Source organism: Nostoc sp. JL34 (assembly GCF_017114945.1).
In the GTDB taxonomy this organism is placed as follows: domain Bacteria; phylum Cyanobacteriota; class Cyanobacteriia; order Cyanobacteriales; family Nostocaceae; genus Nostoc.
In genome coordinates this window covers 119,009-144,964 of record NZ_JABXKQ010000124.1, presented here as the reverse complement: position 1 = coordinate 144,964, position 25,956 = coordinate 119,009, and the positions used below count along the sequence as shown (strand labels likewise).

At 41.5% G+C, this 25,956-nt stretch carries 21 protein-coding genes and 1 pseudogene; 9 read left to right on the top strand and 13 right to left on the bottom strand.

Features of this window, described 5'->3' with window-relative positions:
• Positions 1 to 18 precede the first annotated feature (18 nt).
• Together HWQ44_RS22175 and HWQ44_RS22170 are read right to left on the bottom strand one after the other, a co-directional pair.
• Entirely contained in the window at positions 19 to 750 is a 732-nt protein-coding gene (locus HWQ44_RS22175; RefSeq protein WP_292723100.1) for a hypothetical protein, read from the bottom strand.
• Positions 750 to 2,114 (bottom strand): AAA family ATPase, encoded by a 1,365-nt coding sequence (locus HWQ44_RS22170; RefSeq protein WP_292723098.1) that lies wholly within the window; start codon positions 2,112 to 2,114, stop codon positions 750 to 752. The genes HWQ44_RS22175 and HWQ44_RS22170 overlap by 1 nt, the downstream gene beginning before the upstream one ends.
• Positions 2,115 to 2,373: 259 nt before the next feature.
• On the opposite strand from HWQ44_RS22170, the gene HWQ44_RS22165 reads away from it, so the two are divergent.
• Positions 2,374 to 2,745 (top strand): zinc ribbon domain-containing protein, encoded by a 372-nt coding sequence (locus HWQ44_RS22165; RefSeq protein WP_292723096.1) that lies wholly within the window; start codon positions 2,374 to 2,376, stop codon positions 2,743 to 2,745.
• A gap of 156 nt (positions 2,746 to 2,901) precedes the next feature.
• On the opposite strand, the gene nblS is transcribed toward HWQ44_RS22165, so the two are convergent.
• Together nblS and purD are read right to left on the bottom strand one after the other, a co-directional pair.
• A complete protein-coding gene (nblS, locus tag HWQ44_RS22160) occupies positions 2,902 to 4,848 on the bottom strand; it encodes a two-component system sensor histidine kinase NblS (RefSeq protein ID WP_292723093.1) in 1,947 nt (648 codons plus the stop codon).
• A 125-nt stretch (positions 4,849 to 4,973) separates the two neighbouring features.
• Positions 4,974 to 6,251, bottom strand: coding sequence for a phosphoribosylamine--glycine ligase (purD, locus tag HWQ44_RS22155; protein WP_292723092.1), 1,278 nt, complete (start codon positions 6,249 to 6,251; stop codon positions 4,974 to 4,976).
• 442 nt (positions 6,252 to 6,693) lie between these two features.
• Here purD and HWQ44_RS22150 point away from each other — a divergent pair, with 442 nt between their 5' ends.
• Both HWQ44_RS22150 and HWQ44_RS22145 read left to right on the top strand, forming a co-directional pair.
• Complete coding sequence (locus HWQ44_RS22150; RefSeq protein WP_292723090.1) at positions 6,694 to 7,647, top strand: NAD-dependent epimerase/dehydratase family protein; 954 nt, start codon at positions 6,694 to 6,696, stop codon at positions 7,645 to 7,647.
• A gap of 257 nt (positions 7,648 to 7,904) precedes the next feature.
• A complete protein-coding gene (locus tag HWQ44_RS22145; RefSeq protein ID WP_292723087.1) occupies positions 7,905 to 8,399 on the top strand; it encodes a hypothetical protein in 495 nt (164 codons plus the stop codon).
• 402 nt (positions 8,400 to 8,801) lie between these two features.
• Here the strand turns inward: HWQ44_RS22145 and HWQ44_RS22140 are convergent, their stop codons facing one another.
• Positions 8,802 to 10,286, bottom strand: a complete 1,485-nt coding sequence (locus HWQ44_RS22140) for a VanZ family protein (RefSeq protein WP_292723084.1) — start codon at positions 10,284 to 10,286, stop codon at positions 8,802 to 8,804.
• Between the two features lie 293 nt (positions 10,287 to 10,579).
• Between HWQ44_RS22140 and HWQ44_RS22135 the strand changes: the two are divergent.
• The 3 genes and pseudogenes from HWQ44_RS22135 to HWQ44_RS22125 all read left to right on the top strand — a co-directional run.
• Positions 10,580 to 10,684: pseudogene (locus HWQ44_RS22135) on the top strand (Uma2 family endonuclease); the annotation flags it as partial.
• Between the two features lie 257 nt (positions 10,685 to 10,941).
• On the top strand, positions 10,942 to 11,400 hold the full coding sequence (locus HWQ44_RS22130) for a DUF3592 domain-containing protein (protein WP_292723081.1): 459 nt from the start codon (positions 10,942 to 10,944) through the stop codon (positions 11,398 to 11,400).
• A 125-nt stretch (positions 11,401 to 11,525) separates the two neighbouring features.
• Entirely contained in the window at positions 11,526 to 11,783 is a 258-nt protein-coding gene (locus tag HWQ44_RS22125) for a hypothetical protein (protein ID WP_292723078.1), read from the top strand.
• Between the two features lie 108 nt (positions 11,784 to 11,891).
• Here HWQ44_RS22125 and HWQ44_RS22120 read toward each other — a convergent pair whose 3' ends face one another.
• Complete coding sequence (locus HWQ44_RS22120) at positions 11,892 to 13,058, bottom strand: pyridoxal phosphate-dependent aminotransferase (RefSeq protein ID WP_292723076.1); 1,167 nt, start codon at positions 13,056 to 13,058, stop codon at positions 11,892 to 11,894.
• Positions 13,059 to 13,237: 179 nt separating this feature from the next.
• Between HWQ44_RS22120 and HWQ44_RS22115 the strand changes: the two genes are divergently transcribed.
• Complete coding sequence (locus tag HWQ44_RS22115; RefSeq protein WP_292723073.1) at positions 13,238 to 13,906, top strand: ribonuclease; 669 nt, start codon at positions 13,238 to 13,240, stop codon at positions 13,904 to 13,906.
• Between the two features lie 117 nt (positions 13,907 to 14,023).
• Here the strand turns inward: HWQ44_RS22115 and HWQ44_RS22110 are convergent, their stop codons facing one another.
• Positions 14,024 to 15,106: a class I fructose-bisphosphate aldolase gene (locus HWQ44_RS22110; RefSeq protein ID WP_292723070.1), complete on the bottom strand. Its 1,083-nt coding sequence runs from the start codon at positions 15,104 to 15,106 to the stop codon at positions 14,024 to 14,026.
• 365 nt (positions 15,107 to 15,471) lie between these two features.
• On the opposite strand from HWQ44_RS22110, the gene HWQ44_RS22105 reads away from it, so the two are divergent.
• The gene (locus tag HWQ44_RS22105) at positions 15,472 to 15,786 is read left to right on the top strand and encodes a hypothetical protein (RefSeq protein ID WP_292723067.1); all 315 of its coding nucleotides are present in this window, start codon (positions 15,472 to 15,474) and stop codon (positions 15,784 to 15,786) included.
• Positions 15,787 to 15,819: 33 nt separating this feature from the next.
• Here the strand turns inward: HWQ44_RS22105 and HWQ44_RS22100 are convergent, their stop codons facing one another.
• From HWQ44_RS22100 to HWQ44_RS22090, 3 genes are all read right to left on the bottom strand, one after another.
• On the bottom strand, positions 15,820 to 18,168 hold the full coding sequence (locus tag HWQ44_RS22100) for an AAA family ATPase (RefSeq protein ID WP_292723065.1): 2,349 nt from the start codon (positions 18,166 to 18,168) through the stop codon (positions 15,820 to 15,822).
• A gap of 61 nt (positions 18,169 to 18,229) precedes the next feature.
• Complete coding sequence (locus HWQ44_RS22095; protein ID WP_292723062.1) at positions 18,230 to 18,448, bottom strand: hypothetical protein; 219 nt, start codon at positions 18,446 to 18,448, stop codon at positions 18,230 to 18,232.
• A 14-nt stretch (positions 18,449 to 18,462) separates the two neighbouring features.
• Entirely contained in the window at positions 18,463 to 19,560 is a 1,098-nt protein-coding gene (locus HWQ44_RS22090) for an ATP-binding protein (protein ID WP_292723059.1), read from the bottom strand.
• A 214-nt stretch (positions 19,561 to 19,774) separates the two neighbouring features.
• On the opposite strand from HWQ44_RS22090, the gene HWQ44_RS22085 reads away from it, so the two are divergent.
• Entirely contained in the window at positions 19,775 to 20,011 is a 237-nt protein-coding gene (locus HWQ44_RS22085) for a hypothetical protein (RefSeq protein WP_292723056.1), read from the top strand.
• A 401-nt stretch (positions 20,012 to 20,412) separates the two neighbouring features.
• Here HWQ44_RS22085 and HWQ44_RS22080 read toward each other — a convergent pair whose 3' ends face one another.
• From HWQ44_RS22080 to HWQ44_RS22070, 3 genes are all read right to left on the bottom strand, one after another.
• Positions 20,413 to 22,056 (bottom strand): acetolactate synthase large subunit, encoded by a 1,644-nt coding sequence (locus HWQ44_RS22080; protein ID WP_292723238.1) that lies wholly within the window; start codon positions 22,054 to 22,056, stop codon positions 20,413 to 20,415.
• A gap of 236 nt (positions 22,057 to 22,292) precedes the next feature.
• Positions 22,293 to 23,660: an NAD-dependent succinate-semialdehyde dehydrogenase gene (locus HWQ44_RS22075; protein ID WP_292723053.1), complete on the bottom strand. Its 1,368-nt coding sequence runs from the start codon at positions 23,658 to 23,660 to the stop codon at positions 22,293 to 22,295.
• A 344-nt stretch (positions 23,661 to 24,004) separates the two neighbouring features.
• Entirely contained in the window at positions 24,005 to 25,657 is a 1,653-nt protein-coding gene (locus HWQ44_RS22070) for an adenylate/guanylate cyclase domain-containing protein (RefSeq protein ID WP_292723051.1), read from the bottom strand.
• Between the last annotated feature and the right edge of the window lie 299 nt (positions 25,658 to 25,956).

Genomic DNA, 25,956 nt, shown 5'->3' with positions numbered 1-25,956 from the left:
CTTTACTAATTTCTTTAGTCAATTATTTTCTGACCACCGATCAACTATTTCGAGCATTTTTTCAATACTTATAGCTTTAACCATCCCTTTACCACGCGGGATTTTAACCCTTTCTACTACATCATTCAATGATTGAAATTGTTTCTTATTGCGCTCATTTTCTACTATTTCTGCTATTTGAGAAGCTTTTTTTTGATTAAAACCAGCATTTTGTAATTTTGAGACAATTTTAACTTGACTAAGTGTTTTAAAAACTTCTATTGGTTCAGTCTTATCAGCCATCTGCTTTTTAAGCTCTTTAACTTCATTTTCTAACTTTGCATTAGTAGTTGCTTGCTCTAATATTTGGTTCGTTATCTTTTCAAAACGTGATTCCAAATTTATTAAAAATTGTTCTATATCTTTTGATTGTAGAGATGTTTTTTCTGAAGAATCAGCTTTTTGTTGTCTAAATAATTGAACTTGCTTTGTTAAAGTCTCCTCATTTTCAGACTCAATAATAATTGCTCCAATCATTTCGCCTTTATGAGGCTCTATCTCTCTAGCTCTAGCAGCAGCATGATATTCAAAGTGTCCATCAACTACCTCAAAGGAATTGATACTTGAGCGACGAATAACTATAGGGTTAATAACTCCCGCCGCTTCTAAAATAAGATTTGCTGCCTGTTCTAGTTCATCATCTCCAAAACTTGATCGAGGTACAGTAGAAGTAATTTTCTTGATAGCAACAAGTGATGTAGATAATTTCATTAATTCAACCCTATTTTTTGTAAAACTTCTATTGCTAATAATTCAAATTCTTGTGCAGCAGTTGAATCTGGCTTAAAATCAAGCACAGAAATAGGATCAGCCACCTCCATCTCTCCTATAAGAAGAAACCTCTCAGCACATTTTGCCAGGTCATCTCTATCATAAATTACCGTATTCATCATCTCAAAATCATACCGTTTTGGAATAGCTTCAAGTCGTTTGGGTAAAGTATGTTTAACAAACTGGTTATTAGTAGATATTTTGCAAGCTAATACACCTAAAACTTCAATTTGAGGCTTTCTTATTTGTTTTCTAAATCCATTTATCTTTTTGAGAAATTCCCTAACGTTTATTAGTCCTTGATTAGCGAATGGTTTGAGATCAGAAGGAATAATAAGATAGTCAGCAGTAATTAGAGCAATTCTAGCGTACAGATTTAATGAAGGAGGAGTATCAATCAATACTACATCATATTCTTCTGCCACTGCATCTAGTTTTTGAGCAAGCATCATTTTACTATCTTCTTGCTGAATTAACTCATTTTCATAATTCATCAAACTAATATGAGAAGGAACAACGCTAATTTCTGGATTTGTGAATTGGGATTTTCTGGCGACTTGATTTATAGGAAAAAAATCTTCTGATTGCAAAATATGACGAATATTAGAATCTTTGATATCATCAAACTCTTCATCATCAAATTTGACTAAACCAGTAGCAAATGTAGTATTGGCTTGACTATCTAAATCAATAACTAGAACTCTTTTCCCCTTCTTTCTAATAGCAGCAGCTAAATTAACTACAGTTGTTGTTTTACCAACGCCACCTTTATTATGGTAAACCGCGATTGTTTTCATTGAATTTTCCCTTTTGGTTTCAAATTTGGAATTATTTTCAGTTATTTGGACTTCTGGCTTATTTACTAGCTGTCCTTCTTTAAGACTCTCTCTACCAATTAAACTTTTAATTTGATCTAACTTAATTTCAACTTCTTTGCCAGAACATTGAAATATTAACTGAATATCAGTCTGTAATTTTTGATAAATTCTAATCTCTTTGCCATTAGTCAACAATCCATACCTGACATTCAAGCTGGTTAAATAATGCCTGAGTCGGGGAACATGATTATTTAAATTTTGTTTGGGATGCTTTGCCTCCATGACGACACTCAGCGGTGAGTTGGCATCTAAGACAAAGGGAATCACTTGGGCAGCAAATGCCAAGAAATCTAAGCGGATGCTACCAATGGCAACCTCTTGATGCCAGGTGTCAGGAGTATAACCTAGCTGTGGTAGCAAATATTGCACTATGAGTTTGCTTTCAACTTCGCTTTCGTTACGGCACATCTCAGGATTAAAAGGCAATATTTTTCTACCTCTAAATAATTATTTGACTTGGGACAAAACCTGATAGTTGCTAGATTATTGCATAACCTTAATTATGTTGAGTGATATAAATCACTTAGAAAGATATAAATAATCATCATAAAAGTAGTACTTTTGCTGATAAAATAACCAATTCTGAGAACTAGCCATAATCAAAAGTAACAAGCTAGGTATGTATTTCCTCATTACCCTTGTAAATGGCTAGAATCAAAGTGTTTACCTATTTGCGCTAAAGGTTTTGGCTACTGTATCTTGTCCCCACTGCCATCAACTCGTTGATAGTCAAGCTATTAGTTGTCCCTATTGTCGGACTACACTCAAAGCTTACGGTCATCCCGGTATTCCATTGCACCGCGCCACTGGGGACGGGTATCTGTGCGACACCTGCACCTATCACGCTGATGATACTTGCAATTTTCCTAAACGTCCCTACGCCAAAGACTGTACCCTCTACCAAAATATTGAAGAGACAAAATTAGAGTTGGAACAGCAGCGTTACACTAACAGTTTTGCTGTAACTGTGAAAAGTTGGGTAAAACGCAATCAGGTTTTGCTGTTGCTATTAGGTTTATTGTTGGTCTGTTTAGTATTCGTTATTTCAACATCTTGATTTGTTTTTCCTGGGAAGTGAGGAGTAAGGGAAGCAGAGAGAGATGAGAGAGATGAGGGAGACAAGGAGGAATTATTCAATAAGTCTCTTTCTTGTCTCCCCCTCTTCCTTGTCTACCTTGTCTCTTTTCCATGTCCAATCTCCAATCCCTAATCTTCAAGCTGTGGTGATTTTGGATGCCTCTGCAATAGGTTCAACTTGTATCGGTGGCGCTTTTTCTTCAAAGGCGGCTAAGTCGAACCAAAAAGTTGTCCCAATGCCGACTTCACTCACGAGATGAACTTTACTACGATGTCTGTCGATGATATTTCTAACAATCGATAAACCTAAACCCGTGCCTTCTAGGGTGTGAACTCGGTTTTCTACGCGGAAGAAGCGTTCAAAAATTGAGTGTTGATCTTCTGTAGCGATGCCAATTCCTGTATCGGAAATTTCAATCCGCACTGGTGCAGATTCGGTGTGACTGGGTTTGAAATCTAGTTGGTAGGCGCGGATTGCTACTTTACCACCGGCTTTGGTGAATTTAAGCGCATTACCAATTAGGTTGCCAAACACTTGTACTAATAGATCGTAATTACCTAATACTAGCGGCAAATTAGGGGCAACTTCCTGAACAAGTTCAACACCTTTATCTTTTGCATTGAGTTGGTAAGTACGCAGGGTTTGCTCGATCGCTTGGGCTAAATCTACGCCATCGAAGCTGTAGCTACGACCAGATTCGAGTTTTGACAAATCCAAAACATCGTTAACTAGGCGGGTTAGGCGATCGGTTTCATGGTTGACTGTTTGCAGAAACTCTTGGCGTTCTTGTAAAGCTAAGTCTTCGCCGTAGTCGTGCAGGGTTTCAATATAAGTTTTAATGTTGAATAGAGGCGTTCGCAGTTCGTGAGAAACGTTGCTGATAAATTGACTTTTTGCATCGTTTAGTTCGACCTCACGGGTTATATCTTGAATAGTAATCGCAATACCTTTGATGCTTTCTCTTTGCAAGTTGAGTACTGTAGTCAAGAGAATGCGGATCGTCCGTGGGATGGGTTGGTTAATAAAAATTCGGAATTCGGCGCTTTCGCATTCGCCTGCTGCCATTTCGTACAAGGGACGGGTAATTTCGGTTTGTACTGATGCTGGTAAGTGATGTAAGACATTGCAACCTACCACATCAGCGGCTTCCCAGCCAAAAATTCGCTTTGCTGTGGGGTTGACTAAAATCACCTGCATGTTGTTATCAATCAATACAGCCCCATCTGCGATCGTGGAAACTAGGGTTTCTAGTTTGGCTTTTTCTGCGGTCAGTTCCTCAATATTCTGTTCTTCATAGCGCTCTAATCGCTCTGCCATTTCATTAAAACTTAAAATTAATTCCCCTAGTTCGCCCCCTAAAGGTAAATTAATGCGCTGCTTAAAATTCCCGGTAGCAATTTGCTTTACTCCCACTAGCAGTTCTTTAATGGGCTTGGTGATGGTCAAGGCGTTAATCACTCCTGCCAAAATCACCATTACCCAAATTGTGATAAAAACGGCAATGGTGACATCGCGGGTAAAATTGGTGGAGATAATAGCGGTCTGATTGGGGTTGATCCCGATCGCTAATACACCTAAGTATTTTTTATTGACAATCAGGGGAATAAATACATCGGTAACTATCCCATCTGGGGTTGTGTGTTGCCGCACCATCGGTTTTTCCCCATCGCCAGGGTAATCTTCTGGCAGTTGTATCCGCCGTTTAATGGTGAGGGAATTTTCTACCTCAGCTTCCCAAAAAGGTATGCCAAAAAAGATTTCCCCGTTTTCGTCAGCGTAAAGCATATAACGCACACTAGAGGTGCTGCTATAAAAGCGTTGGGAAAATTGGGCAACCTCAGTGAGATTATTGTCAGCGATTAAGGGGGCAACGTTGGCAGCAAGCAGCAGCCCCAAATCACGACCAAAGCGGGTGTCATTCATCCGCGCATCCTGCTGAATTGTATTTACAGCCCAGAAGGTCAAACCACTCATCACCAACGAAACTACCATTGTGGCCACAGCCAGCAGTTTAGTCTGGAGAGTGAACTCCGACCACCAACTTGCGATCGCATCTCGAATTGTTTTTAACAGACTTAGCATCTTAAATAAAGTTGTTAGTAGTCTTTGTTATAAAGCCCAACAACTTAAAAATTAACAGTTAATTTGACAAATATGTTAGAGAAAGAGGGAATGGGGCATTGGGCATGGTGAATAACTCCAAACTCCTAACTCCTAACTCTATGCCCAATATCTCTCCGGTAATACATCCCCTGAAACTGAATATGTTTGATACTAGCGTAGGCTTGGGCGATCGCTTGCTCAAAATTTTCTCCGATTCCCGTCACATTTAATACTCGACCCCCATCTGTGACTATTTCTTGTTGCTGGTTCAATTTTGTACCTGCATGAAATACAGTTGCTCCTGCTGCTTCTGCCTCTTCAATGCCAGTAATCACTTGCCCCTTCTCATATTCTCCTGGATAACCACCGGAAGCGGCAACCACAGTAGCAGATGCTCCCCCTTTCCAAGCAATGGGCGGCAATTCACTTAAGCGTTGCTGTACGCAGGCTAGAATTAACTCTTCTAGGGGTGTTTCTAACAGTGGCAAAATCACCTGGGTTTCGGGATCGCCAAAGCGACAGTTAAATTCCAAAACCTTCAAGTCGCCATCGGGTGCAATCATTAACCCAGCATACAACACCCCTTGGTAATCAATGCCTTTAGCTCTTAAGGTGGCGATCGCTCTTTCTAAGACTTCTGTTTGAATGCGTGCCATCAACTCTGGCGTAGCAATGGGTGCTGGGCTGTATGCTCCCATTCCGCCAGTATTTTCCCCCGTATCGCCGTCACCAACCCGCTTATGGTCTTGAGCTGGCAACAAGGGTCTAATTGTTAACCCATCGGTCAACGCTAAAACTGACACCTCTTGCCCAATCAAACATTCTTCAATGACGACAAATTTACCAGCACTACCAAATTGTCCCTGAAAAATTGCATCAATGGCACTTTCTGCCTGTGTAACTGTTTCAGCCACCGTTACACCCTTACCAGCCGCCAAGCCGTCAGCTTTGACAACAATTGGCGCTCCCTGAGATTTGACGTAAGATTTTGCTGCCGCAGCCTCCGTAAATACCGCAGCCCGCGCCGTCGGAATTCCTGCTTCTTGCATCAGGGCTTTTGCCCAAGCTTTACTCGCCTCAATTTGCGCTCCCGCTCTGACTGGGCCAAATACCATCAATCCTTTATCTTGGAGGTAATCTGTGATTCCATTCGCCAAGGGGACTTCTGGCCCAACTATTACCAGAGTTATGCCATGTTCTAGAGCATATCGGCTCATGCCCTCAAAATCATCTACAGGCAGGGGCAAGTTCTGGCAACGTTCCATACTTGCTGTGCCCCCATTCCCCGGTACACAGATAACTTGCTCAATTTGCTTAGATTGCAACAGTTTCCATGCCAGAGCGTGTTCGCGCCCCCCATTACCTACAACTAAAACTTTCACAGATTTCCTCGTGCGTTGCTTGCCAAACGAGAATACCTTAGTGGCTCTCGCGGATCAATTTTTTCATCTATTCTCACACTTGTGCAAGTCTCTTATAATTAAGTATATAGACATAAATCCATATAGATATATAAAAAATACTTTATTATGCATGTCTAACTTTATATTATTCCGATCTGCTGACCTGTTTTAGCTATTGAATCTCAACTGTATTTATTCTGAGAATTAAATTTTCCTAATTAGTTAATTGATAATTTTGATTGTTAGTAGTTACTAAATAAATTTAATAATATATCTTAAATACAAGTACATTCCTCTAATCATCTATTATGTGGAAAATCCTCAAATAATGGATAATCTTTTCCAACTAATAACTCATTATTGATTATAATTATTAACTTGTGAATATAGAGACTAATCAGGATATAAAAAAATAGGCAGCATGGCTAAAATTATCGTTACTGGAGCCGCCGGCTTTATTGGTTCTTATCTTGCAGAAATATTGCTGCAACAAGGAAACGAAGTGATTGGGATTGATGAATTCAATGATTACTACGATCCTATGTTAAAGCGTAACAATGTTGCACACATCCATCGGTCACCTGGCTTTACATTAATTGAAGGAGATATTCAGTTTTTAGATTGGCAGAAACTCCTAAAAGATGTTGATGTAGTTTACCACCAAGCGGCACAAGCAGGTGTTAGAGCAAGTTGGGGGCAAGCTTTTCGAGGTTACACAGAACGGAATATTAATGCTACACAAGTTTTACTAGAAGCAGCTAAGGATGCTAAACACCTGAAAAGGTTAGTGTTTGCCTCTTCATCGAGTGTATATGGTGATGCGGAAACATTACCTACCCACGAAGGAGTTTATCCTCAACCAGTTTCTCCTTACGGCATTACTAAGCTAGCAGCGGAGTTTTTGTGTGAACTGTATCACAAAAACTTTGGCGTGCCTTGTGTGACATTGCGCTATTTCACAGTTTATGGCCCCAAACAGCGCCCAGATATGGCATTTCATAAGTTCTTTAAATCCATTTTGCAAGATGAGGCAATTCCTATTTACGGCGATGGCCAGCAAACGCGGGAGTTTACGTTTGTTAGTGATATCATCGCCGCCAATTTAGCCGCCGCCACTGCACCCCAAGCAGTGGGAGAAATCTTTAATATCGGTGGTGGTAGTAGAGTGGTTTTAGCAGAAGTATTGGATACGATTGAAGAAATTGTTGGGAAAGCAATCAAAAGAAACCACATAGAAAAGGCGATGGGAGACGCCCGTCACACCGAGGCTGATGTATCTAAAGCGCATAAAATTCTGGGATATGAGCCGCAAGTCTCTCTGAGAGAGGGTTTGACAGAGGAATGGGAGTGGGTTAAATCTTTGTATTCACTCTAGTAATTTTTGTTATCTGGGGAGTTGGTTGGATTATCTGGGGAGGATAAGATTAAACCACCCCTGATAAATGCAAAGTTTTACCTTCCCCCTCTGTCAGGGTAGAAAATCTCCATTTCGTCACTTGTTAGCCCCAATCGGAGTATTCTCGTGGGTGATTTCACCCCTTCGCTGCATACGCTTATCGGGCAAACCCTGTCCTTTAGTGTCCGTTGCAGTTAATCTTGATTGGACAAACTAATTCACGCTCGGAGAATTGAATGCGCTTTGGTTTTTTTACTTTATGTGTTCTTGCACTAGCGACAACTTCTGGGCACGCCGCTCAGTCTCCCAAGATCCCAGCACTGGTGATGACCAGCCCAAATTCAGCTGACGCCAACTACGAAGATAAATGCAGCAACGGCGGCAACCTTGACCAGTTTAATCGCGATAAGTTTCTTAAACTTATGCTTGCTGATAAAAAATCAAAGCTTTCTCAACTGAAAGTAGCTCTCCTCAATGAAATTAAACAAAGTGGTGATGAGCCACGAGGCGAGGGTGTCCATATTGGTGAATGGAATCAAACCTTTCATGACCGAAGTGGTTGTGGCACAAACACTAACAGTTACTCAGCATTTGTTGTCACCGTGACTGGTGGAAATGCAAACCATACGGTCGTGAAATACCTAGTCACGATTGATGACGACGATAACGCAGGCAAAAGAACCCTCAAGATCCGCGACATCCGCCCAATTAACCTACGAAATGATAACTGACTAAGCCACTTTTCTTCGCTTCCTAGTTCCTGCCCTTGTAAAGATAAAAACCTGCATCTTCAAACTGTGTACCGTATCCCCGAACAGTAGAAGGAGGAATGAAATGAGCAGCTTAACCAGTTGATCAAAGCTAAAAAGTTTTCCATATCACGCATCCTTCCACCCTCTACTCGTAAAAGAGTGGACGGGCTGACACTACCAAACTGGGCAATCTTCCAATGCTGTCTCTCGCAGTCTTTTGCTGCCTCGTTTCTTGCGGACTAGACTTGCTAAACGTTCTACTGAGTAGCGATTGAGTAGTGTGATTGGCATCAAAGCCTGAAAGTACTGTCCAGCTAGGGGAGAGATAAATGAGTTTGGAATTGCACCCAATTGAGCAAGGGTAACGAAAATTAAAAATTGTTAATTTCTCATTTTTAATTGAGCAGCCCGCGCTCTCAAAATCAACATAGTTCCTCCTGTAAATAACATACCCAGTAATAGGGTTTTTAGACTGAGGTTTTTACCACTCTCACTTACTAAAATACCTTCCAATATTAGAGAAGGTATTAATATCCCTCCAGCAATCAAAAACTTAGAAAGTATCACTCTTCTTTTTGCTAGAAGAGTTAATATTGTTAAGCAAAATCCTAAAGGAATAAAAGTTAGTGCATAGTAAAAAATCCTCTGATTTTTGGGCATCAATTCCAATAAATTCAAGGAGTAAAAATTCTGCAAATTATCTACATATATTTGGATAGTTGCCCTGGAATAAGTGATAATTATATGGTGAGGGTTATTGTCTGTAAAAATATTAGGTATATTTAACGTTAAATCTGCCCCATTTTCTCCAGTCATCGGCGTTCGCAATCGAAAATCTAAGTTATTTCCCTGCTGTCCCAACGTCAAATTGCGATGTAGAGAATCGCCGGAAATGGAAATAATGCGGGCAGGGCCAAACTGCTCTGAGTTGGCAGTGGCAAGGGTAGTGCTGAGTGTAAATTCAGATGTTTTACTGATTCTTTGACTGAGAGACGCGACAGGAGTAGCTGTTTGTAGCCAATGACTAGAACTCAAAAAAACACCTTTACCTTCTTGTATATCTGAGGGCTGTCCTTGCCACAATAGTTCTGGCAATTGTTTAGTCTGTTCTTTATAGCAACATTTTCCCTTTAAGTGATAATTAGCTACTAGAGAATTACCAAGGTTATTAAAGTAACTTGAATCAGCTAATCCTTGTGCTATCTCATTCTGTGAGATGGCTCGATCAGCAATATAAATTTCAGACATGTATCCTTGCCAAGGTCTATCCCTCGTCTCTTCGTTGCCAATTAGCAGTGGATAATTTGCATCCCAATTGCTCAAATTTATCGTATTCTGCCACAAGAGCGAAATCAGAAATGTTAAAAATATATATCCAATACAAAATACTACTATCTGTTTAATTGATCGGCTAACTTTACTGTTTTCTATCTGTGCAACAGTATTATTAAAGGTTTGACTATTCAATAGATAAAAGCAAATCAAACCAATAAATCCACCGATAGTATTGTTCAAAATATCTGATGGTGTAGGCATTCTTGATGGGAGGAATACTTGCAAGACTTCAACTGTCAAAGATAAGCCAGCACTCACCAAGATAACTATAAAAATTTGTACTTTTGTTTTTATCCTTCGTTTCTGCAAGAGTCTAGTGAAGCCAAAACCTAAAGGCATAAACAACAAAAAATTATTTACCTGATCTTGAAAATTACTAGAGTTGTTAAAACTGGCAAAAAAATCTGGTGGAGAAAAACTATCTGGTATGGAAAAATTAAATGGATAAAGTGTAGCTAATAACACTAAAAAAATGTTAGCAATGACAATTAGAAAATTAAATCCTTGAAGAAAATTTGAACGTTGATTCATCAGATACTATGTTGTTATTATGACTAGTAATGGATAGCGCTAAAAGGAATTAGTTCTAATACATCAATTATTGTTGAGAGTCAGCACCGAAAATTTTTTATTACTTGTTCGTGCTAAGTACCAATTACTAATTACCACTAATAGATGCTTAAACCTACTGTTGAAGTGCATGTGATATTAACGCTGCTTTTATATTATTTACTAGTAGATAATTATGATCGTTAAAATATGAAGAATTCATCAAGCTCTTATGAAAATTACATATAGCTGGATTGTAAGCGTTCACAGAATATGAAGCTTCTAGAGGAGTTCAAGAATATTGGATTTTAAACTGGCAATTACAACAGGTTGAAGTGTATAGCCGAGAAAACGCAGTTCTGAAATTAGTAGCAATATGATTCGCAACAGATGATCTCTCTTGGCCTCTGTTACCAAATTTTGTTTGCACTGTGAGTGCTTCTCATTTGTATTCAATACACTCTGAACTCATTTCTATTGCTCTCTCTTAAAAGGCGAAAGGCTTTAAATCTTACTCCCCAGTCCCTAGTTCAATAATTGCCTCCCCTAGTTCTCCCCGATTGTTACCTAATCTAAAAATATCAACCTAAAATATTGAAATCAACACTTTTGGGGATACCAAACTTTTCAACATCCTATGAATGAAGATACAAAGTTCTTTCGTATATTTGGTTCAATATTCGGCGGTGTTGGCAGCATAATTGCCATCACAGGCATAATTATTGGACTGAATACTCGTTCCTTTGTGACCTCGGCAATACCAGCACAAGGGACAATAATTGATTTGGTGCAACGTTCATCAACTGATAACAAAGGTCGTTCTTCTTATGTCTACTATCCAGTGGTGAAATTTACCACTACCTCTGGTGAAACAACAGTTTTTGAAGCAAATTCAGGCAGCAATCCACCAGAATTTACTAAAGGTCAGCAGGTAGAAATATTATACAGTCCTGAAAAGCCAAATTCTGCCACGATCAACTCCTGGCTAAGTTTATGGTTTTTACCTATGATGTTTATCAGCTTAGGATCAATTTTTGCCTTAGTTGGAGGAATTGTACTAGTCAGGTCGTTTCCGCGTTTAATAAGTTCTAAATAAATGTATTTTGGGAATGGAATAGACTTATTTTTTAATCTCGCATCAAAATTACCACTAAAATCTGCATTAATAAAATCAAGAATCCGACAACGTAAATGCAATAAGCATTTGAGGCAGTAAAACCTATGCTTGAACCCCATCCTATCCGCACTGAAGCTGATTATCGTGCTGCACTTGATGAAATTGAAGGATTGTTTGATGCGGAACTAAATACACCACAGTTTCGCCGCTTGGAAGTTTTAACTACGCTTGTGGAAGCCTACGAGCAAAGGCATTACCCAAGGGAACTATTAGATCCTATTGAAGCAATATTATTTTATCTCGAATCCCGTGAGTTCTCTTTAGTTGAATTAGAGCCAATTAAACAAGGGATGTCTTATTAAAAGTCTCTGTAACTTCAAGTGTGAAAATTAACTCCACCCATTCGGAGCCAAAAAGGTGGAGTTAAAAAGTTGAAGAGTTGGTCAATTCTCCTCACAAATGACAACTAACTAAATACGCGACTTGACAAATTTTTCTAATCTATCCATTCCCTTTTCAATCGTCGCCATATCTGTGGCGTAGGAAAGGCGAATGTTGTCATCAGCGCCAAAAGCAATTCCGGGAATGACTGCAACTTGATGTTGTTCCAGCAAAGCGTCACAAAATTCTAGAGATTTTAGACCGGTTTTGCTGATATCAGGGAACAGATAAAAAGCGCCATCTGGTTTTGCGGTACTTAATCCGGGAATGGCGTTGAGTCTGTCTAGCATTACCTGTCGGCGTTTGGCGAAGGCTTGGCGCATTTCTTCGACACAATCTTGAGAACTTTGTAGCGCCGCGATCGCACCATATTGAGCAAAGGTACACACGTTAGATGTACTATGCCCTTGGATGGTACTGGCTGCTTTAATGATTTCCACAGGCCCCGCTAAATAACCTATACGCCACCCAGTCATGGAATAAGCTTTCGCAAACCCATTACTAATCAAAGTGCGGTCAAAAATTTCCTTCCCTAGAGAACCGATGCTGATATGTTCTGCACCGTCGTAGAGAATCTTTTCGTAAATCTCATCAGAGACAACAAAGATATCTGCATCAACTACTACCTGCGCCAGTGCTTTGATTTCATCTGGCGTGTAAACCATCCCTGTGGGATTAGATGGGGAGTTGAGGATAAATAACTTCGTCTTCGGCGTGATTGCTTTACGGAGTTGTTCGGGAGTAATTTTATAACCCGTCGTGGCATCTGTAGGGACAATTACCGAAACCCCGCCGACCAAAGTCACCATTTCGGGATAACTTAGCCAGTAGGGTGCAGGGATAATTACCTCATCACCTGGATCGATTAACGCCACTATTAAGTTGTACAGAGAATGCTTACCGCCATTGGTGACAATGACATTCTCTGACTTGTAATCAAGACCGTTATCAATTTTAAGCTTGTGGGCGATCGCTTCCCTTAACTTTGGTTCTCCGGCGGCGGCACCATACTTGGTTTTGCCTTCATCCAAAGCTTTGATTGCTGCGGCTTTAATATGTGCTGGGGTATCAAAATCTGGTTCTCCAGCGCTAAAACTACAAACATCTATTCCTTCCGCCTTCAGTGCCTTAGCCTTGGCTGCGATCGCTAAGGTTAATGAAGGTGTTACCTGACTTACTCTTGCTGCCAGCTTCATTCTTACTATTTTTGGCAAATCTTTCACTTATCTAAGGATATCCCAGAATCCCTACCAAGATTTGCTTTTTCTGAATTCCTTGGGGATTGGGGACTGGGAAAGAATTTTTGAACCTCGATTATTGACTCTTAATAATGTATCGTATATAACTTTATTTTTAGTGGAAACTAACTATTTTTATGCAGATTAAGAAACTTTTAATTGCATTTTCTCTGCTAATTACTGGTATTTTTATACCTAATGCTGCCATTGCTCAAAATCGCGGTACTCCGGGTAAATTTGATTTTTATGTACTGACACTCTCTTGGTCGCCGGATTATTGTGCGACAAATGGTACTCGTGACCCGCAGCAGTGCGGTTCTGGAAGGAAACTTGGTTTTGTACTACATGGTTTGTGGCCGCAGTACCAAACTGGTTATCCTACTAATTGTTCCACGCAAAAATTACCGTCAGAAGTAAAGCGACGGTTTCCTGATTTGTATCCTAGTAATAAACTTTACGATCATGAATGGGAAAAACATGGTACTTGTTCGGGGAAAACTCCTGCGGAATACTTGGGATTGAGTAAAAAATTAAAAGATGCGATCGTTATTCCCGCAGCTTACAATCGCCCTAATAAACCCGTGCGTACCACAATTACAAATTTTAAAAATTCATTTGTGAGTGCGAATAATCAAATTACTGCTGATGGTGTAGCACCTTTTTGTTCTGGTTCGGGAAGATTTTTGCAAGAAGTGTTCTTTTGTTATTCCAAAAACGGTGAACCTGGTATTTGTAGCGCCGAGATTTTGAAGCGATCGCAAAAAAGTTGTGGTCAGCCAGATTTCTTACTCAGAAACGTTAGATAAAAATGGGGCATTGAAAAGTAAAAAGTAAAAAGTAAAAAGGCAAAAGATTCTTTTCTTTTTACTTTTGCCTTTTACCTTTTGATTTGCTTGTCCCCCCATCTCCCCAGTCCCCAATCCCTAAGCTATCGTCACATCCGGCGATAAGTAAACATCTTGAATCGTATGAAACAGTTTTACACCTTCCTCAAAGGGACGTTGGAAGGTCTTTCGCCCAGAAATTAATCCTGAACCACCAGCGCGTTTGTTGATTACGGCGGTGCGTATTGCTTCGGCGAAATCATTTTTACCAGTCGCGCCACCAGAATTAATCAACCCCACACGCCCAGAGTAGCAATTTAGTACTTGGTAACGAGTCAAATCAATTGGGTGATCGGTTGTCAATTCTGTGTAAACCCGCTCATCGGTTTTGCCGTAACTCTTACCACTGGCTTTGGCAACTGCACCGTAACCATTGTTATTTTCGGGTAACTTTTGTTTGATGATATCGGCTTCAATCGTCACACCCAAATGATTCGCCTGTCCGGTGAGGTCAGCAGCAAGGTGGTAATCTTTATCTTGTTTAAAAGCGTTGTTCCGCAGATAGCACCAGAGAATTGTCGCCAAACCCAGTTCATGGGCGCGTTTAAAAGCTTTGCTAATTTCTTGAATTTGTCTGGTAGAATTCTCGGAACCAAAGTAAATTGTCGCACCTACGGCAGCCGCCCCTAAATTCCAAGCTTGTTCTACATCAGCAAACAATACTTGGTCAAATTGATTGGGGAAAGTCAGCAATTCGTTGTGATTGATTTTGGCAATAAAGGGAATTTTGTGGGCATACTTGCGCGAAACTATACCTAATGTGCCCAAAGTGGTAGCAACCGCATTGCAACCTGCGGCGATCGCTAGCTTAACAATATTTTCTGGATCGAAGTAAATCGGATTGGGCGCAAAAGACGCACCAGCTGAGTGTTCAATCCCTTGGTCTACCGGTAGAATCGAGAGATAGCCTGTGTTTGCCAGACGACCACTAGAATAAAGTAACTGGAGATTACGCAATACTTGAGGATTGCGATCGCTGTTGAGCCAGATTCGATCTACAAAGTCTGGGCCTGGCAAATGTATTAAATCACGAGAAACTTTTGCTTTGTGGGTAAGCAGGTCTTCTGCCTCTTTACCTAGCAATGACTCAATAGAATTAGACTCTTTGAGCGTTGTAGTCATAGTATTATCCTCAAAAACTGAGCAAATGACCTTGCCTTTAAGATAGCATTTCTAATATTGCTAACTTAGTTGTACGGTCATTAATGATGTGTATTCTTTTTGAATATATAGCAATCTTCTTTTAGAAATGAAAACCAAAAGGCTGAGATTTCCCACTTGTTTCAATAAGTCGAGAATCTTGTGATGAATGATTAAGTAAGGCTATACTACCGGAAGTATTAAATCAACTTTCGGAATTGATATTTTCAACTTCAGTTACCAACATCAAACAGTACAATCATACTATCTTGCGATCGTAACTGAAAATTGAAAACCCATCTTTCCCGGATTTGGGTAATAATTTTGAACAAAATAAATACAATTGTATGAGTAAGTTTCAAATCGATATCGACTTTAGCAATATAGATTTAGCTTCCCTTGAGACAGAAGAAGATTTTCAAAAAGAGGCAAAAATGTTACTCCCAAAGGCACTGGTCAAACTAGGTGAAAGTGTGGGTGAAAAGACCTGGGAAGAATTACAGCAAAAGCTGCAAGCAACTGGAGCTAAACTCAAATCTTCCCCCAGCGAGAAACGTAGGTTTATTCAAGAAACCGGAAGAACTTATCAACGAAATGCTAGTAATAGAGAAAAACAAGAACTGGAAGATTATATAGTAGAGCAATTACGCCAGCACAAGTAGTATTTGTCATCAGTTAACTTTACTGGACACGATTCAAATAAACCAGCGGCGAATCAACTCCACTTGGAAGCTATAGCCGTCGTCAACTTCCTCAATTAACTCACGTTGCAACAGCAAGTTGAAAGTAATCTCATTAGGAAACTGTTGTAATAGAGTTTGGCGGCTGACTATAGCCCCTTCCCCTTGAGCAGCGATAAAACGTAGAATAGCTTGTCCAGTCGCGTCTACTTGGTTGTTTTGAATGTCAGCAAAGAAAAAGCCGCCACTTTGCAAAGCTTCTGGTATTGCGGCTTCCACATCCGCTAAAGTTGCCAATCGCCGCATAGAGGGGTCTTGCTCGTTTTTGAGGACAATAATTTCTGCACAGAGTAATTGTACTAAGAATGGGTGACAACGGGTGAGTTGTAGCACTCGCTCAACGGCGTTGGGTTCATAGCAGAGAGTAAAATCTTTGACGGGATGTTCAATTAATTGTCGTGCTTCCGCTTCTTTGAGGTAGGAGATATGCACAACTTGGACATTTATTAGATAACTAGCCCAGCGCTGATATTCTTCGATAGTATGAGAGCCAGCCAGTAAAACCTTGAAACGTGGACGGTGTTGGATGAGGTGACGCAGCATACCCAAAACATCCTGTTCATCAAAGCGACCTTTGGCTATGGCGTTGTCTAGCACCTCGAATTCATCTAGCGCTAGTAAGGCGGTATTTTGTTCTAGAGCCTGTTCTACTTTATCTAGCCATTCATAGAAATAGGTGAAAGGGTCAGATTGTAGCACTTCGCGGGCTAGGGATGGTAGAGTTACACCTTGCTTTTTCGCTGACTTCTCCATCTCTCTAGCGAGGTTGTAGAGAAAACCTGTATGGTCACTAGCTGATGAAGATGCGCCTTGCAAGTCTACAAACATCGGGATGATGCTATTAGGTAGTAACTTCCCGATGTTGTTGAGGAGAGAAGTTTTACCCATACGTCGCTGACCATATAGTAGCAAAGGTGGGCGACGGCGATCGCGCAGTAGTTGCTCGATGCGTGTGCCGATGTCATCACACCCCGTGAAAATTTCTTGCTCTAGTGTAAGCGGTATGCCAATGATGTAAGGCGAGTCAATTTCTTGGCGGAGTTCAGTAATCTTTGCCAGATCTTCTGCATAGTTGTTTATTATTTCAAGCCATATTTTAGCGAAAGGGTAGAAGAACGAAGCGTATTTATTTTTAGTGCGATTAAAGTTTTCTAACTGTCTATTTAAACGGTCTGCTACAGTATTGAGAATTAGACGCTGATTATATTTACTTATTTGCTCTAATGCCGCATCTACATCCTTACTAGTATGAGTAAAGATGCTTAGTATAGAGCTAGGTAAGTTTTGTAGTTCATCAATCACTATACTGCTATGATACTGACGTATAGCTTGTACATCTGCACAGTTTCTTAATCTCAGTGCGTCTCTGCCAACTTGAACTACCCATTTTTGGGGACTATCATTCAAGTAATCAATAGCAGCTTGTCCCTCAACTGGGTTATGTGCAATTACGAAAAGGAGATGCTTGTCCAAACCAAGCAGATGTAAACTCTGCCACTCATCCCAGAAGGCGGAGTGAAAGCGTAATAAGCAAGGACTTCTACCATTACGCTCTTTGTCTAATCTATAAAGCTGATAATTCCAGATTGCCAGAAATGGAAAGGATAGAACAGGCCGCCATAAATTAATGGTTGCTCCCACACCTACGACCAGGCCTCCCGCCATGCCTTCCGCCACGCCTACCGCCACACCTCCCACCACACCTCCCACCACGCTGCCTTCCACTACACCCAACGCAATGTCTCCCACCACACCGAATGCCACACCGAACGCCACGCCTCCCGCCACTCCTAACGCTATATCTCCCACCACGCCGAACGCCACGCCGAACGCCACGCCGAACGCCACGCCGAACGCCACGCCTAACGCCACGCCTAACGCCACGCCTAACGGCACTCCGAACGCCACGCCTCCCGCCACGCCTAACGCCACGTCTCCCGCCACGCCTAACGCCACGCCTAACGCCACGCTCAATGCTACACAACACCCTAAGCTTAAGGTAAGAATAGAGAAAATATGTGGCAATGCCTGACCCAATGCCAAAAGTACTAAACCGAGGATAAAATTAGCCCAGAAAGGTACAATTAAATATCCTTGTAGCGCTGACTGCCACACAAGCCGTTTTTTTAAGTCGTCTACAGAGTGAAGCTCATTTCTAATACGTTCTGCGTGCTTATACCAAGCTTTAGGGCGAAAAAACAGCCAAAACAAGAGTTGTAAACCACCTAACGCCAAATTAGGGTGTGGTTCAGGTGAATGAGTGTATATTTCAACGTAGTTGGTAGATGAGTCTTGAGAAGGCATAATTTGCCTGCTTAGGTTAATAGTAGAGATATTGAAGATATTGTTGTCATTGCAAACACAGTCATTGCAGAACTTCCCAATCCTCTATAGGTACAGCAGGCTCAAAAGGATCATCATAGTGAATAACCGTTCCTCGTAAAGGATAAGGATTAGATTCTGAAGGTTGGGGAAAACGTTCTAAAACAATGATTTCTACTACTTCGCCTTCTTGAAACGGTAAATCCTCAAGAATCAAGGTTCCGTTTTTAGTTAACTTTGTTTCAATTCGGTGTGCTTTCATAATTACTCCGCTAGTTATGAATCTAATAAATGAGTAAATGATTTCATTTGTCGTAAACCTTCCTCACGCCAATTATCATCATTTTCCCCTTCTTCTAAGTTAAATAATCTTTCTCTACACAGAATTTGTAACAACAGTGGCCAACAACGACTTTGTGTCAAAATCCACTCTATATCTTCGTCAGTGAAGGGAATGGGCGAACTTGCTATCAATTGTCGCGCTTCTATCTCAGTCAATGCTTCCAGATATGCGGTGTAGCCGAAAATATTGAAAAAGGGTGAACTGTGTCCTGTGTTTCGCGCCATTTCCATCGGTGATTCGGGGGTAGCCAAGACAAATGCTAAATTCCCCTCTGTGCCGTTAGTTGCCAAAGACCGCAAACATTCCCAAAAGCCATCATCTAATTCTGGACAGCGTTGCAAGCCAACGCTAATCTCATCCAATAAGATGACTGTGGGAGAATGCAAATTATCGCTGACTACATCCATGAAACGATCTAAATCGCAAGGTATCGGCACTTCCATCTTCAGTGATTCTAGGATGTACTTTAGCAGTCCTTCTCGGCTTTGCATTCGTGCGTCTTGCAAGTCTACAAAAATCCAACAGTAATTTTCTGGATGCGGTAGCCAGTCGGATTTTTGAGCAGGACGCAATTGTTCTACTGGGGTGGTGGTGATATTTTTGAGATAGTGCAGCAGGGATGTTTTACCGCTACGCTTTTTGCCGATAATGGCGGCGTTTTGCAGGGGATGGTGTTTGAGTAAGTTGAAGAGGCGTTTTAATTCTTTTTCGCGCCCAAAAAAGTAACGCGGTTGGGTGATGGGTGCGCCAGTGATGAAGGGTGATGCTTCGCCGTTAATTGGCTGAGGTTTTGGCGGTTGAGTTTCTGGTTCTTTGTATGCAATGTCTTGCCAGTCTAACCCCAGTTTTTTGGTAAGTTCTACAAAATTTAGATAGTCAACAGGTCTACCAGTGAGAAAGTTTTTGACTGTGGAGAGAGAAAATCCTGTGTCAGTAGCCAAAGACTGCTGGCTGGGATAGCTATTGCGCCCAAGTGCTGACTTAACTTTTTCAATATACTCTGGAGCTACTCGGAGCGATCGCGCCATCATTCCTCATCGAGAAACTGCTGTGAGTATATCAGGTTTTTATACTCGCTAAATAGCAAAGCTGTTGAGCCATAACGTCTTGCACTCTAGATATTAGAGTCATCCTGAACTTAACCGATAATCAACTAAAACTTGTCTAATCGGTGACTGTTTCTCAACTCAGTTCTCAGCCAGCACCAAGTTGTAATGAGAATGTAAGGAATTAAGGGCTTTGAAAATGAAACGAGAACTGGGAATTCTGCAAATTATCCTATCACTTTGCGGAGTGATGATGTTTGGTACAGTAACTTACGCTGCGATTAATATGGTGAATGGTCAATACCAAGTTGAAATATCGCTCAATACTAAGGGACTCATTATTAAGTCAGATATTGACAAAAGGCAATGCAAAGCAGTAGAAGACATTGCCCAAAAGCAAGAAAGCACAAATTTAGACCAGAAGACAATTAATTAGAAGTAAAAATCAGTAATGAGTTAGAAGTTATTGATTCTAACTCATTGTGAATGAACCTTTGAGCTTCGTGGTTTTTTTCACAAACCGCAAAGGTTCATTCACGAGTAGCGTCTCGTAGAGAAGGACGCAAAGAAAGAGAAGAAATATATCTATAAATGAAGTGAAGCGGTGCGTTAGCCCTTGGTGTAACGCACCCTACCAAAACACTAAAGGAGTAGAAATTAATAAGGAGTTATAGCGGTTCCCATTCAGATGCGGTACAAAATTATATCGCGAGTTGTAGGGGCACGGCACTGCCGTGCCCCTACGGGTATACTTCGCTAGGTCGGGAAACGCTATAGGAATAAATAACTCCTAACTCCTAACTCTTGTAGAGACACGATTAATCGCATCTCTACTTTTTACAACGCACAACTCAACTCGCCGGCTTTTTGACTAAAGCGGTGATTCTCCCGATAATCTACGGGACAATCTATCACGGCGGGCACATCTTGAGCGAGGGCTTCTTTCAAAGTGGGAATCAAATCTAAAGCCGATTCAACTCGGTAGCCTTTTAAACCCATGCTTTCGGCTAATTTCACAAAATCAGGATTGCTAAAATGCACAAAGGATGAGTTTCCTTTGCCAAATTGATTTTCTTGCTTCCACTCAATTAAGCCATAGCCACCATCATTGAAAATTATCGTGACAAAGGGTGTACCGACACGCAAGGCTGTTTCTAATTCTTGAGAATTCATCATAAAGCCGCCATCGCCTGTTACAGCAACGACTTTGCGCTTGGGATGAACCAGTTTTGCTGCTAAAGCGCCAGGAATGGCAATACCCATAGCTGCGAAGCCGTTGGAAATTATGCAAGTATTGGGACTATGGCAATGATAATGACGCGCCATCCACATTTTATGTGCGCCAACATCAGAGATGACGATATCATCTGGCCCCATCACTTGCCGTAAGTCATAAATTAACTTTTGTGGCTTAATGGGAAATCCGTCATCATGGGCATATTGTTCGTAATCAGCCCGAATCTCTGACCTTAAGCTGATAGCAAAAGGATCGGGTTTACCTTGTCTGTCTGCTAATTTTAATATTTCATAAAGGGAATCGGAAATATCTCCCACTACTTCGGCGTTGGGAATATAACTACTATCAATCTCTGCTGGACTTACCCCAATATGCACAATGGGAATTTCACCATTCCGATTCCATTTCTTGGGGGAAAACTCAATCAAATCATAGCCGATCGCAATTACTAAATCTGTGTTATCAAAGCCACAGGTAATGAAATCTCTTTGCTGTAATCCCACTGACCACAAAGCTAATTGATGTGTGTAGGGAATCACACCTTTACCCATGAAGGTATTGGCAACAGGTATATTCAGCAAGGTGGCAAATTGCGTGACAGCATCACTGGCGTGAGCGCGAATTGCCCCATTTCCGACTAAAATTAATGGGTTAACTGCTTGGCAAATTGCGGCGGCTGCTGCCCGAATGCTAGCAAAAGATGCATAGGTTTTTTCGCTATTATCCTTACGCAAAGGTTTGCCTTCTACAGGCATGGCGGCAATATTTTCTGGTAAATCGATGTGAACTGCACCAGGTTTTTCAGATTGCGATCGCTTGAATGCTTTCCGTACTACTTCTGGTGTAATACTGGGTCGCACAATCTGTTTATTCCACTTGGTAACAGGGGCAAACATTGCCACCAAATCTAAATATTGATGGGATTCAATATGCATTCTATCTGTTCCCACTTGACCAGTAATCGCCACTAAGGGCGCACCATCGAGGTTAGCATCTGCTACCCCAGTCATCAAGTTGGTTGCCCCAGGGCCAAGAGTAGAAAGACACACTCCGGCTTTTCCGGTTAAGCGTCCATAAACATCGGCCATGAATGCTGCACCCTGTTCATGACGAGTCGTAATAAATTTAATCGAAGAATGTTTTAAGGCTTCCAAAACGTGCAGGTTTTCTTCACCAGGGAGTCCAAAAATATATTGCACTCCTTCATTTTCTAGGCACTGCACCAATAATTCTGCTGTATTCATTTTATTTCCCGACAACTCTATTAACGAATAAGACTTTTGTTCTTTGTCATTAGTCATTTGTCCTTTGTCATTTGACCTCTTGCATAAGTCGAATAGACCCCCCTTTATCCCCCCGATATTTTGGGGGAAAACTTGAAATCTTGCCCCCTCCTCTTCACAAGGGGAGGGTTGGGGAGGGGTGATTCAAGGATTTTTGCAAGAGGTCTAATGACTAATGACCAATGACTAATGACTAATCACTTCACCCAGACTGTTTTAACATTTACAAACTCATGTATACCTTGGATACTCAATTCTCTGCCATATCCAGAACGCTTGATGCCACCAAAGGGCAATCGGGGATCAGATTTGACCATACTGTTGATAAAAACGGCACCGGCTTCGATTTCTTCAACCAAGCGATCGCTCTCTTGGTCGTTGGTTGTCCAAGCACTTGCACCTAAGCCAAAGGGTGAGTCATTAGCGAGTTTAATGGCAGCATCGATATCTGGAACCCGGAATAACAAGGCTACCGGGCCAAAGAATTCTTCTTTTGCAATTGGTGTGTCAGTAGGGATATCTATGATAATCGTTGGTGGATAAAAGTTCCCTGGACGATCTGATAAAGGATTTCCACCAGTGAGGACTTTACCACCGCAGCTGATGGCATTTTGCACTTGTTGGTCTAAATCCTGGAGAATACCAGGTGTCGCCAGTGGGCCTAAATCGGTATCTGGTTGCATAGGATCGCCTACTTTCAGCGCCTCAAATTTTTCTAAAAGCAATTTTTCAAATTTGTCTGCGATCGCATCTGCGACAATAAAACGTTTCGCTGCAATACATGATTGCCCGTTATTTAACATCCGCGCTGTAGTTGCTGTGACAACTGCTGTCTCTAAGTCAGCACTTTCTAACACAATAAACGGGTCACTTCCTCCTAATTCCAAAACTGTTTTTTTAATTTGTTTGCCGGCGGCGACGGCCAGGGATGCGCCGGCTGGTTCGCTTCCTGTCAAGGTAGCAGCTTTTACGCGGTCATCAGCCATTAAATCGGCAACTTTGGCAGCGCCGATTAATAGAGTTTGAAACGCACCTTCAGGAAAACCTGCCCGTCGGATAATATCTTCAATTGCCAAGGCGCACTGCGGCACATTGGAAGCGTGTTTGAGTAAGCCGACATTTCCCGCCATCAGGGCTGGTGCAGCAAAGCGGAACACTTGCCAGAAGGGGAAATTCCACGGCATCACCGCAAGAATTGCACCCATTGGTTGATAACGGACAAAACTCTGGCTGGCATCAGTTTTTACACTGACATCAGCTAGAAAACCAGGGGCGTGTTCGGCGTAGTAGCGACAGACAACGGCGCATTTTTCGACTTCCGCGATCGCAGCTTTAAATGGTTTACCCATTTCTAGAGTCATTAACTTAGCAAATTCTGCTTTGTCTTGCTCTAAAATGTCGGCAGCTTTTTGCAGCCAGTGCGATCGTTCAGAGAAACTAGTCTGACGATACTGTTCAAAAGTCTGATTAGCTAAATCGAGTTTAGCGGCAATTTCTGCATCATTGAGCGCCTCAAAGGTTTTGAGCGTCTCCCCAGTGGCGGGATTAATGGTGGCGATCGCCATTACCTGACCTCCCGTTAAAATATAGCTTCGGTAGGCTTCTTAGTGTTACACAGATCAATTCTGGAAGCTACCACCCAAATTCTAGTCTTTTAACCTAGAATTTGTTGCTGAATATGACAATTTTGCAATTATTTTTGAAATAAAATATACAGATTAACTATGTATTTATCGCGATAAATTAGTAATCATTAGCCATTAATCAGCTGTTAATTGTTTTTCTAATACCCCATGCCCCATACCCTCAAGACTGCTGTTAGCGGATAGCTAGGGTTTAACCCGTAATGAGTGCTGAGTGAGGAATCTCACTTCTTTACTCAGAACTTGGAACTGTTTTGCCCCGATCCCTAAAGATTAATGATTGGAGCAATGATTGTTGGCACTTGCTGCAAATTTGTCTGATAAACCTTAACTAATCGCTCAATACCTTTGAAACGATAATCTCCCATTTCCTGGAAGTCTGAGGGTTGTGAAAGCATTTTATGGGTGGCTTCACTAATCACGCATTCGCTAGGGGGACAAACTGCTTCCATCCGAGCAGCAAGATTAATCGTCGCGCCTAATGCCGTATAATCTACCCTTTGGGAACTACCGACATCTCCCACCACAGCTTTACCGCTATTAATCGCAATGCGTAATTGCAGGGGTTCGTGCCAAAAACCATTGGCATTAAGATGTTCAAGACGAGTAAGCATTCCCTTAGCAGCAGCAACAGCGCGATTGGCATGATCTGGTTGCGGTTCTGGAGCGCCAAAAAATGCCATAATACAATCGCCAATATATTTATCTAAAGTGCCACCCCAACCAAACACTTCTTTAAGCATTTCTTCAAATAAATTATTTAATAGTTGAGCGATCGCAGTTGGGGTTAACCGTTCAGAAATTGCCGTAAAGCCAACCAAATCCGCAAACAAAATACTGATTTCGCTCTCAGATGGCGCTAAACGACCACCCGGTAATCCGCCTACAGAGATCAACTGCTGTACGACTGCGGGAGAATGATAACGTTCTAGTCGGTGACGAATCATCTCTTCAGTTTTGAGTTTCTCTACCAGTAGCCAACGCTGCACGCTAGAAGCCACAAGGTTTGCTAAAGCTGAAAAAAAGCTCAGTTCTTCCTCACCTTCATTTGCCCAATGGTAAGAAGAAAGATTGGCATCGGCATATAGTACGCCCACAACTTTATTTTCATCCCATAAAGGCACCGCCATCGCGCTACGAATGCCTTTAACTAAAATACTCTGTTCACTAGCAAACCGTTCATCCTGATGAGTATCAGCAGTTTGAATGACAACTTTTTCGTCAAATACCTTTTGACAGATACTACGACTAATCCAACTACCATCAGAGGCGAGATGTTTCTGTTGGGAAACGTTTCTAGTGGCCGCATTCACTAATTCCAACTGGCCGCAACTATTGACATCAATTAATAACGCCAAGCGATCGATACTATCAAGGTAACGAAAAACTACTTGCTGTACCTGAGAAAAAATCTCTTCTATAGAGGCTGCTGCACAGAGATTTTTCGCTATGTCCACTAGGTCTTTGAGACGAGCAATGGTTTTGTCCTTATTGCTGATGTTGCCATCTTTGCTATCAGCTGCGATCCATTGCTGTTGGAGCTGTTCGACATTGTGAAGAATTGTTCTTTGCTCATTAATGTCGGAAATTTCGGGATATTTAGGTGTCGTTTGGGAAACAGGACTTGTGAGCAGTACTACCAGGCTAACATTGCCCAGCCAAATGATATCGCCGTGATGTAACTCTTGGGGATAGTTAACAAGATATTTATTAACTTGCGTTCCATTTTTGCTGCCCAGATCCTCAATAGTCCACACACCGTCAGATGTTTTCACTAGGCGAGCATGGTTGCGGGATACTCCAGCAAAAGGTAAGTACAAGTTACATTCCGGCAGACGACCAATTGTAAACACATCTTGGTCAACTGCGATCGCTGTCTCGGTATCTCCCTCTTGTAGGCGTAGCGTGAGTTCAGTCATGAGTGTGATAGATCCATCAAGGCTAGAGGTGCAAGCAACTCTCAGATAAGTTATACCCTACAGGTTAACCTTCACTTTTTCTTTATGACACTGTTAATTGCATTCCGACAACTGTATGTAACGGATATTACATTGAACTGGGAATTGGGGACTGGGGACTAGGGATTGGGAAGATTTTAATCGGGATTTAGACCCCAAGCAAATCTTAAAAAATTTCTTCCCCAGTCCCTAGTCCCCATCTGACTTTTCACGGCATCTGGAAAACCTCACTTTTATTTCTCTCTCCTAAAAGGAGAGAG

Excerpts from the sequence above, each read along its gene's own strand:
- HWQ44_RS22175 (WP_292723100.1), bottom strand. The coding sequence starts at position 750 with ATGAAATTATCTACATCACTTGTTGCTATCAAGAAAATTACTTCTACT.
- nblS (WP_292723093.1), bottom strand. The coding sequence starts at position 4,848 with ATGCTAAGTCTGTTAAAAACAATTCGAGATGCGATCGCAAGTTGGTGG.
- HWQ44_RS22150 (WP_292723090.1), top strand. The coding sequence starts at position 6,694 with ATGGCTAAAATTATCGTTACTGGAGCCGCCGGCTTTATTGGTTCTTAT.
- HWQ44_RS22145 (WP_292723087.1), top strand. The coding sequence starts at position 7,905 with ATGCGCTTTGGTTTTTTTACTTTATGTGTTCTTGCACTAGCGACAACT.
- HWQ44_RS22140 (WP_292723084.1), bottom strand. The coding sequence starts at position 10,286 with ATGAATCAACGTTCAAATTTTCTTCAAGGATTTAATTTTCTAATTGTC.
- HWQ44_RS22130 (WP_292723081.1), top strand. The coding sequence starts at position 10,942 with ATGAATGAAGATACAAAGTTCTTTCGTATATTTGGTTCAATATTCGGC.
- HWQ44_RS22125 (WP_292723078.1), top strand. The coding sequence starts at position 11,526 with ATGCTTGAACCCCATCCTATCCGCACTGAAGCTGATTATCGTGCTGCA.
- HWQ44_RS22120 (WP_292723076.1), bottom strand. The coding sequence starts at position 13,058 with ATGAAGCTGGCAGCAAGAGTAAGTCAGGTAACACCTTCATTAACCTTA.
- HWQ44_RS22115 (WP_292723073.1), top strand. The coding sequence starts at position 13,238 with ATGCAGATTAAGAAACTTTTAATTGCATTTTCTCTGCTAATTACTGGT.
- HWQ44_RS22110 (WP_292723070.1), bottom strand. The coding sequence starts at position 15,106 with ATGACTACAACGCTCAAAGAGTCTAATTCTATTGAGTCATTGCTAGGT.
- HWQ44_RS22105 (WP_292723067.1), top strand. The coding sequence starts at position 15,472 with ATGAGTAAGTTTCAAATCGATATCGACTTTAGCAATATAGATTTAGCT.
- HWQ44_RS22100 (WP_292723065.1), bottom strand. The coding sequence starts at position 18,168 with ATGCCTTCTCAAGACTCATCTACCAACTACGTTGAAATATACACTCAT.
- HWQ44_RS22095 (WP_292723062.1), bottom strand. The coding sequence starts at position 18,448 with ATGAAAGCACACCGAATTGAAACAAAGTTAACTAAAAACGGAACCTTG.
- HWQ44_RS22090 (WP_292723059.1), bottom strand. The coding sequence starts at position 19,560 with ATGATGGCGCGATCGCTCCGAGTAGCTCCAGAGTATATTGAAAAAGTT.
- HWQ44_RS22085 (WP_292723056.1), top strand. The coding sequence starts at position 19,775 with ATGAAACGAGAACTGGGAATTCTGCAAATTATCCTATCACTTTGCGGA.
- HWQ44_RS22080 (WP_292723238.1), bottom strand. The coding sequence starts at position 22,056 with ATGAATACAGCAGAATTATTGGTGCAGTGCCTAGAAAATGAAGGAGTG.
- HWQ44_RS22075 (WP_292723053.1), bottom strand. The coding sequence starts at position 23,660 with ATGGCGATCGCCACCATTAATCCCGCCACTGGGGAGACGCTCAAAACC.
- HWQ44_RS22070 (WP_292723051.1), bottom strand. The coding sequence starts at position 25,657 with ATGACTGAACTCACGCTACGCCTACAAGAGGGAGATACCGAGACAGCG.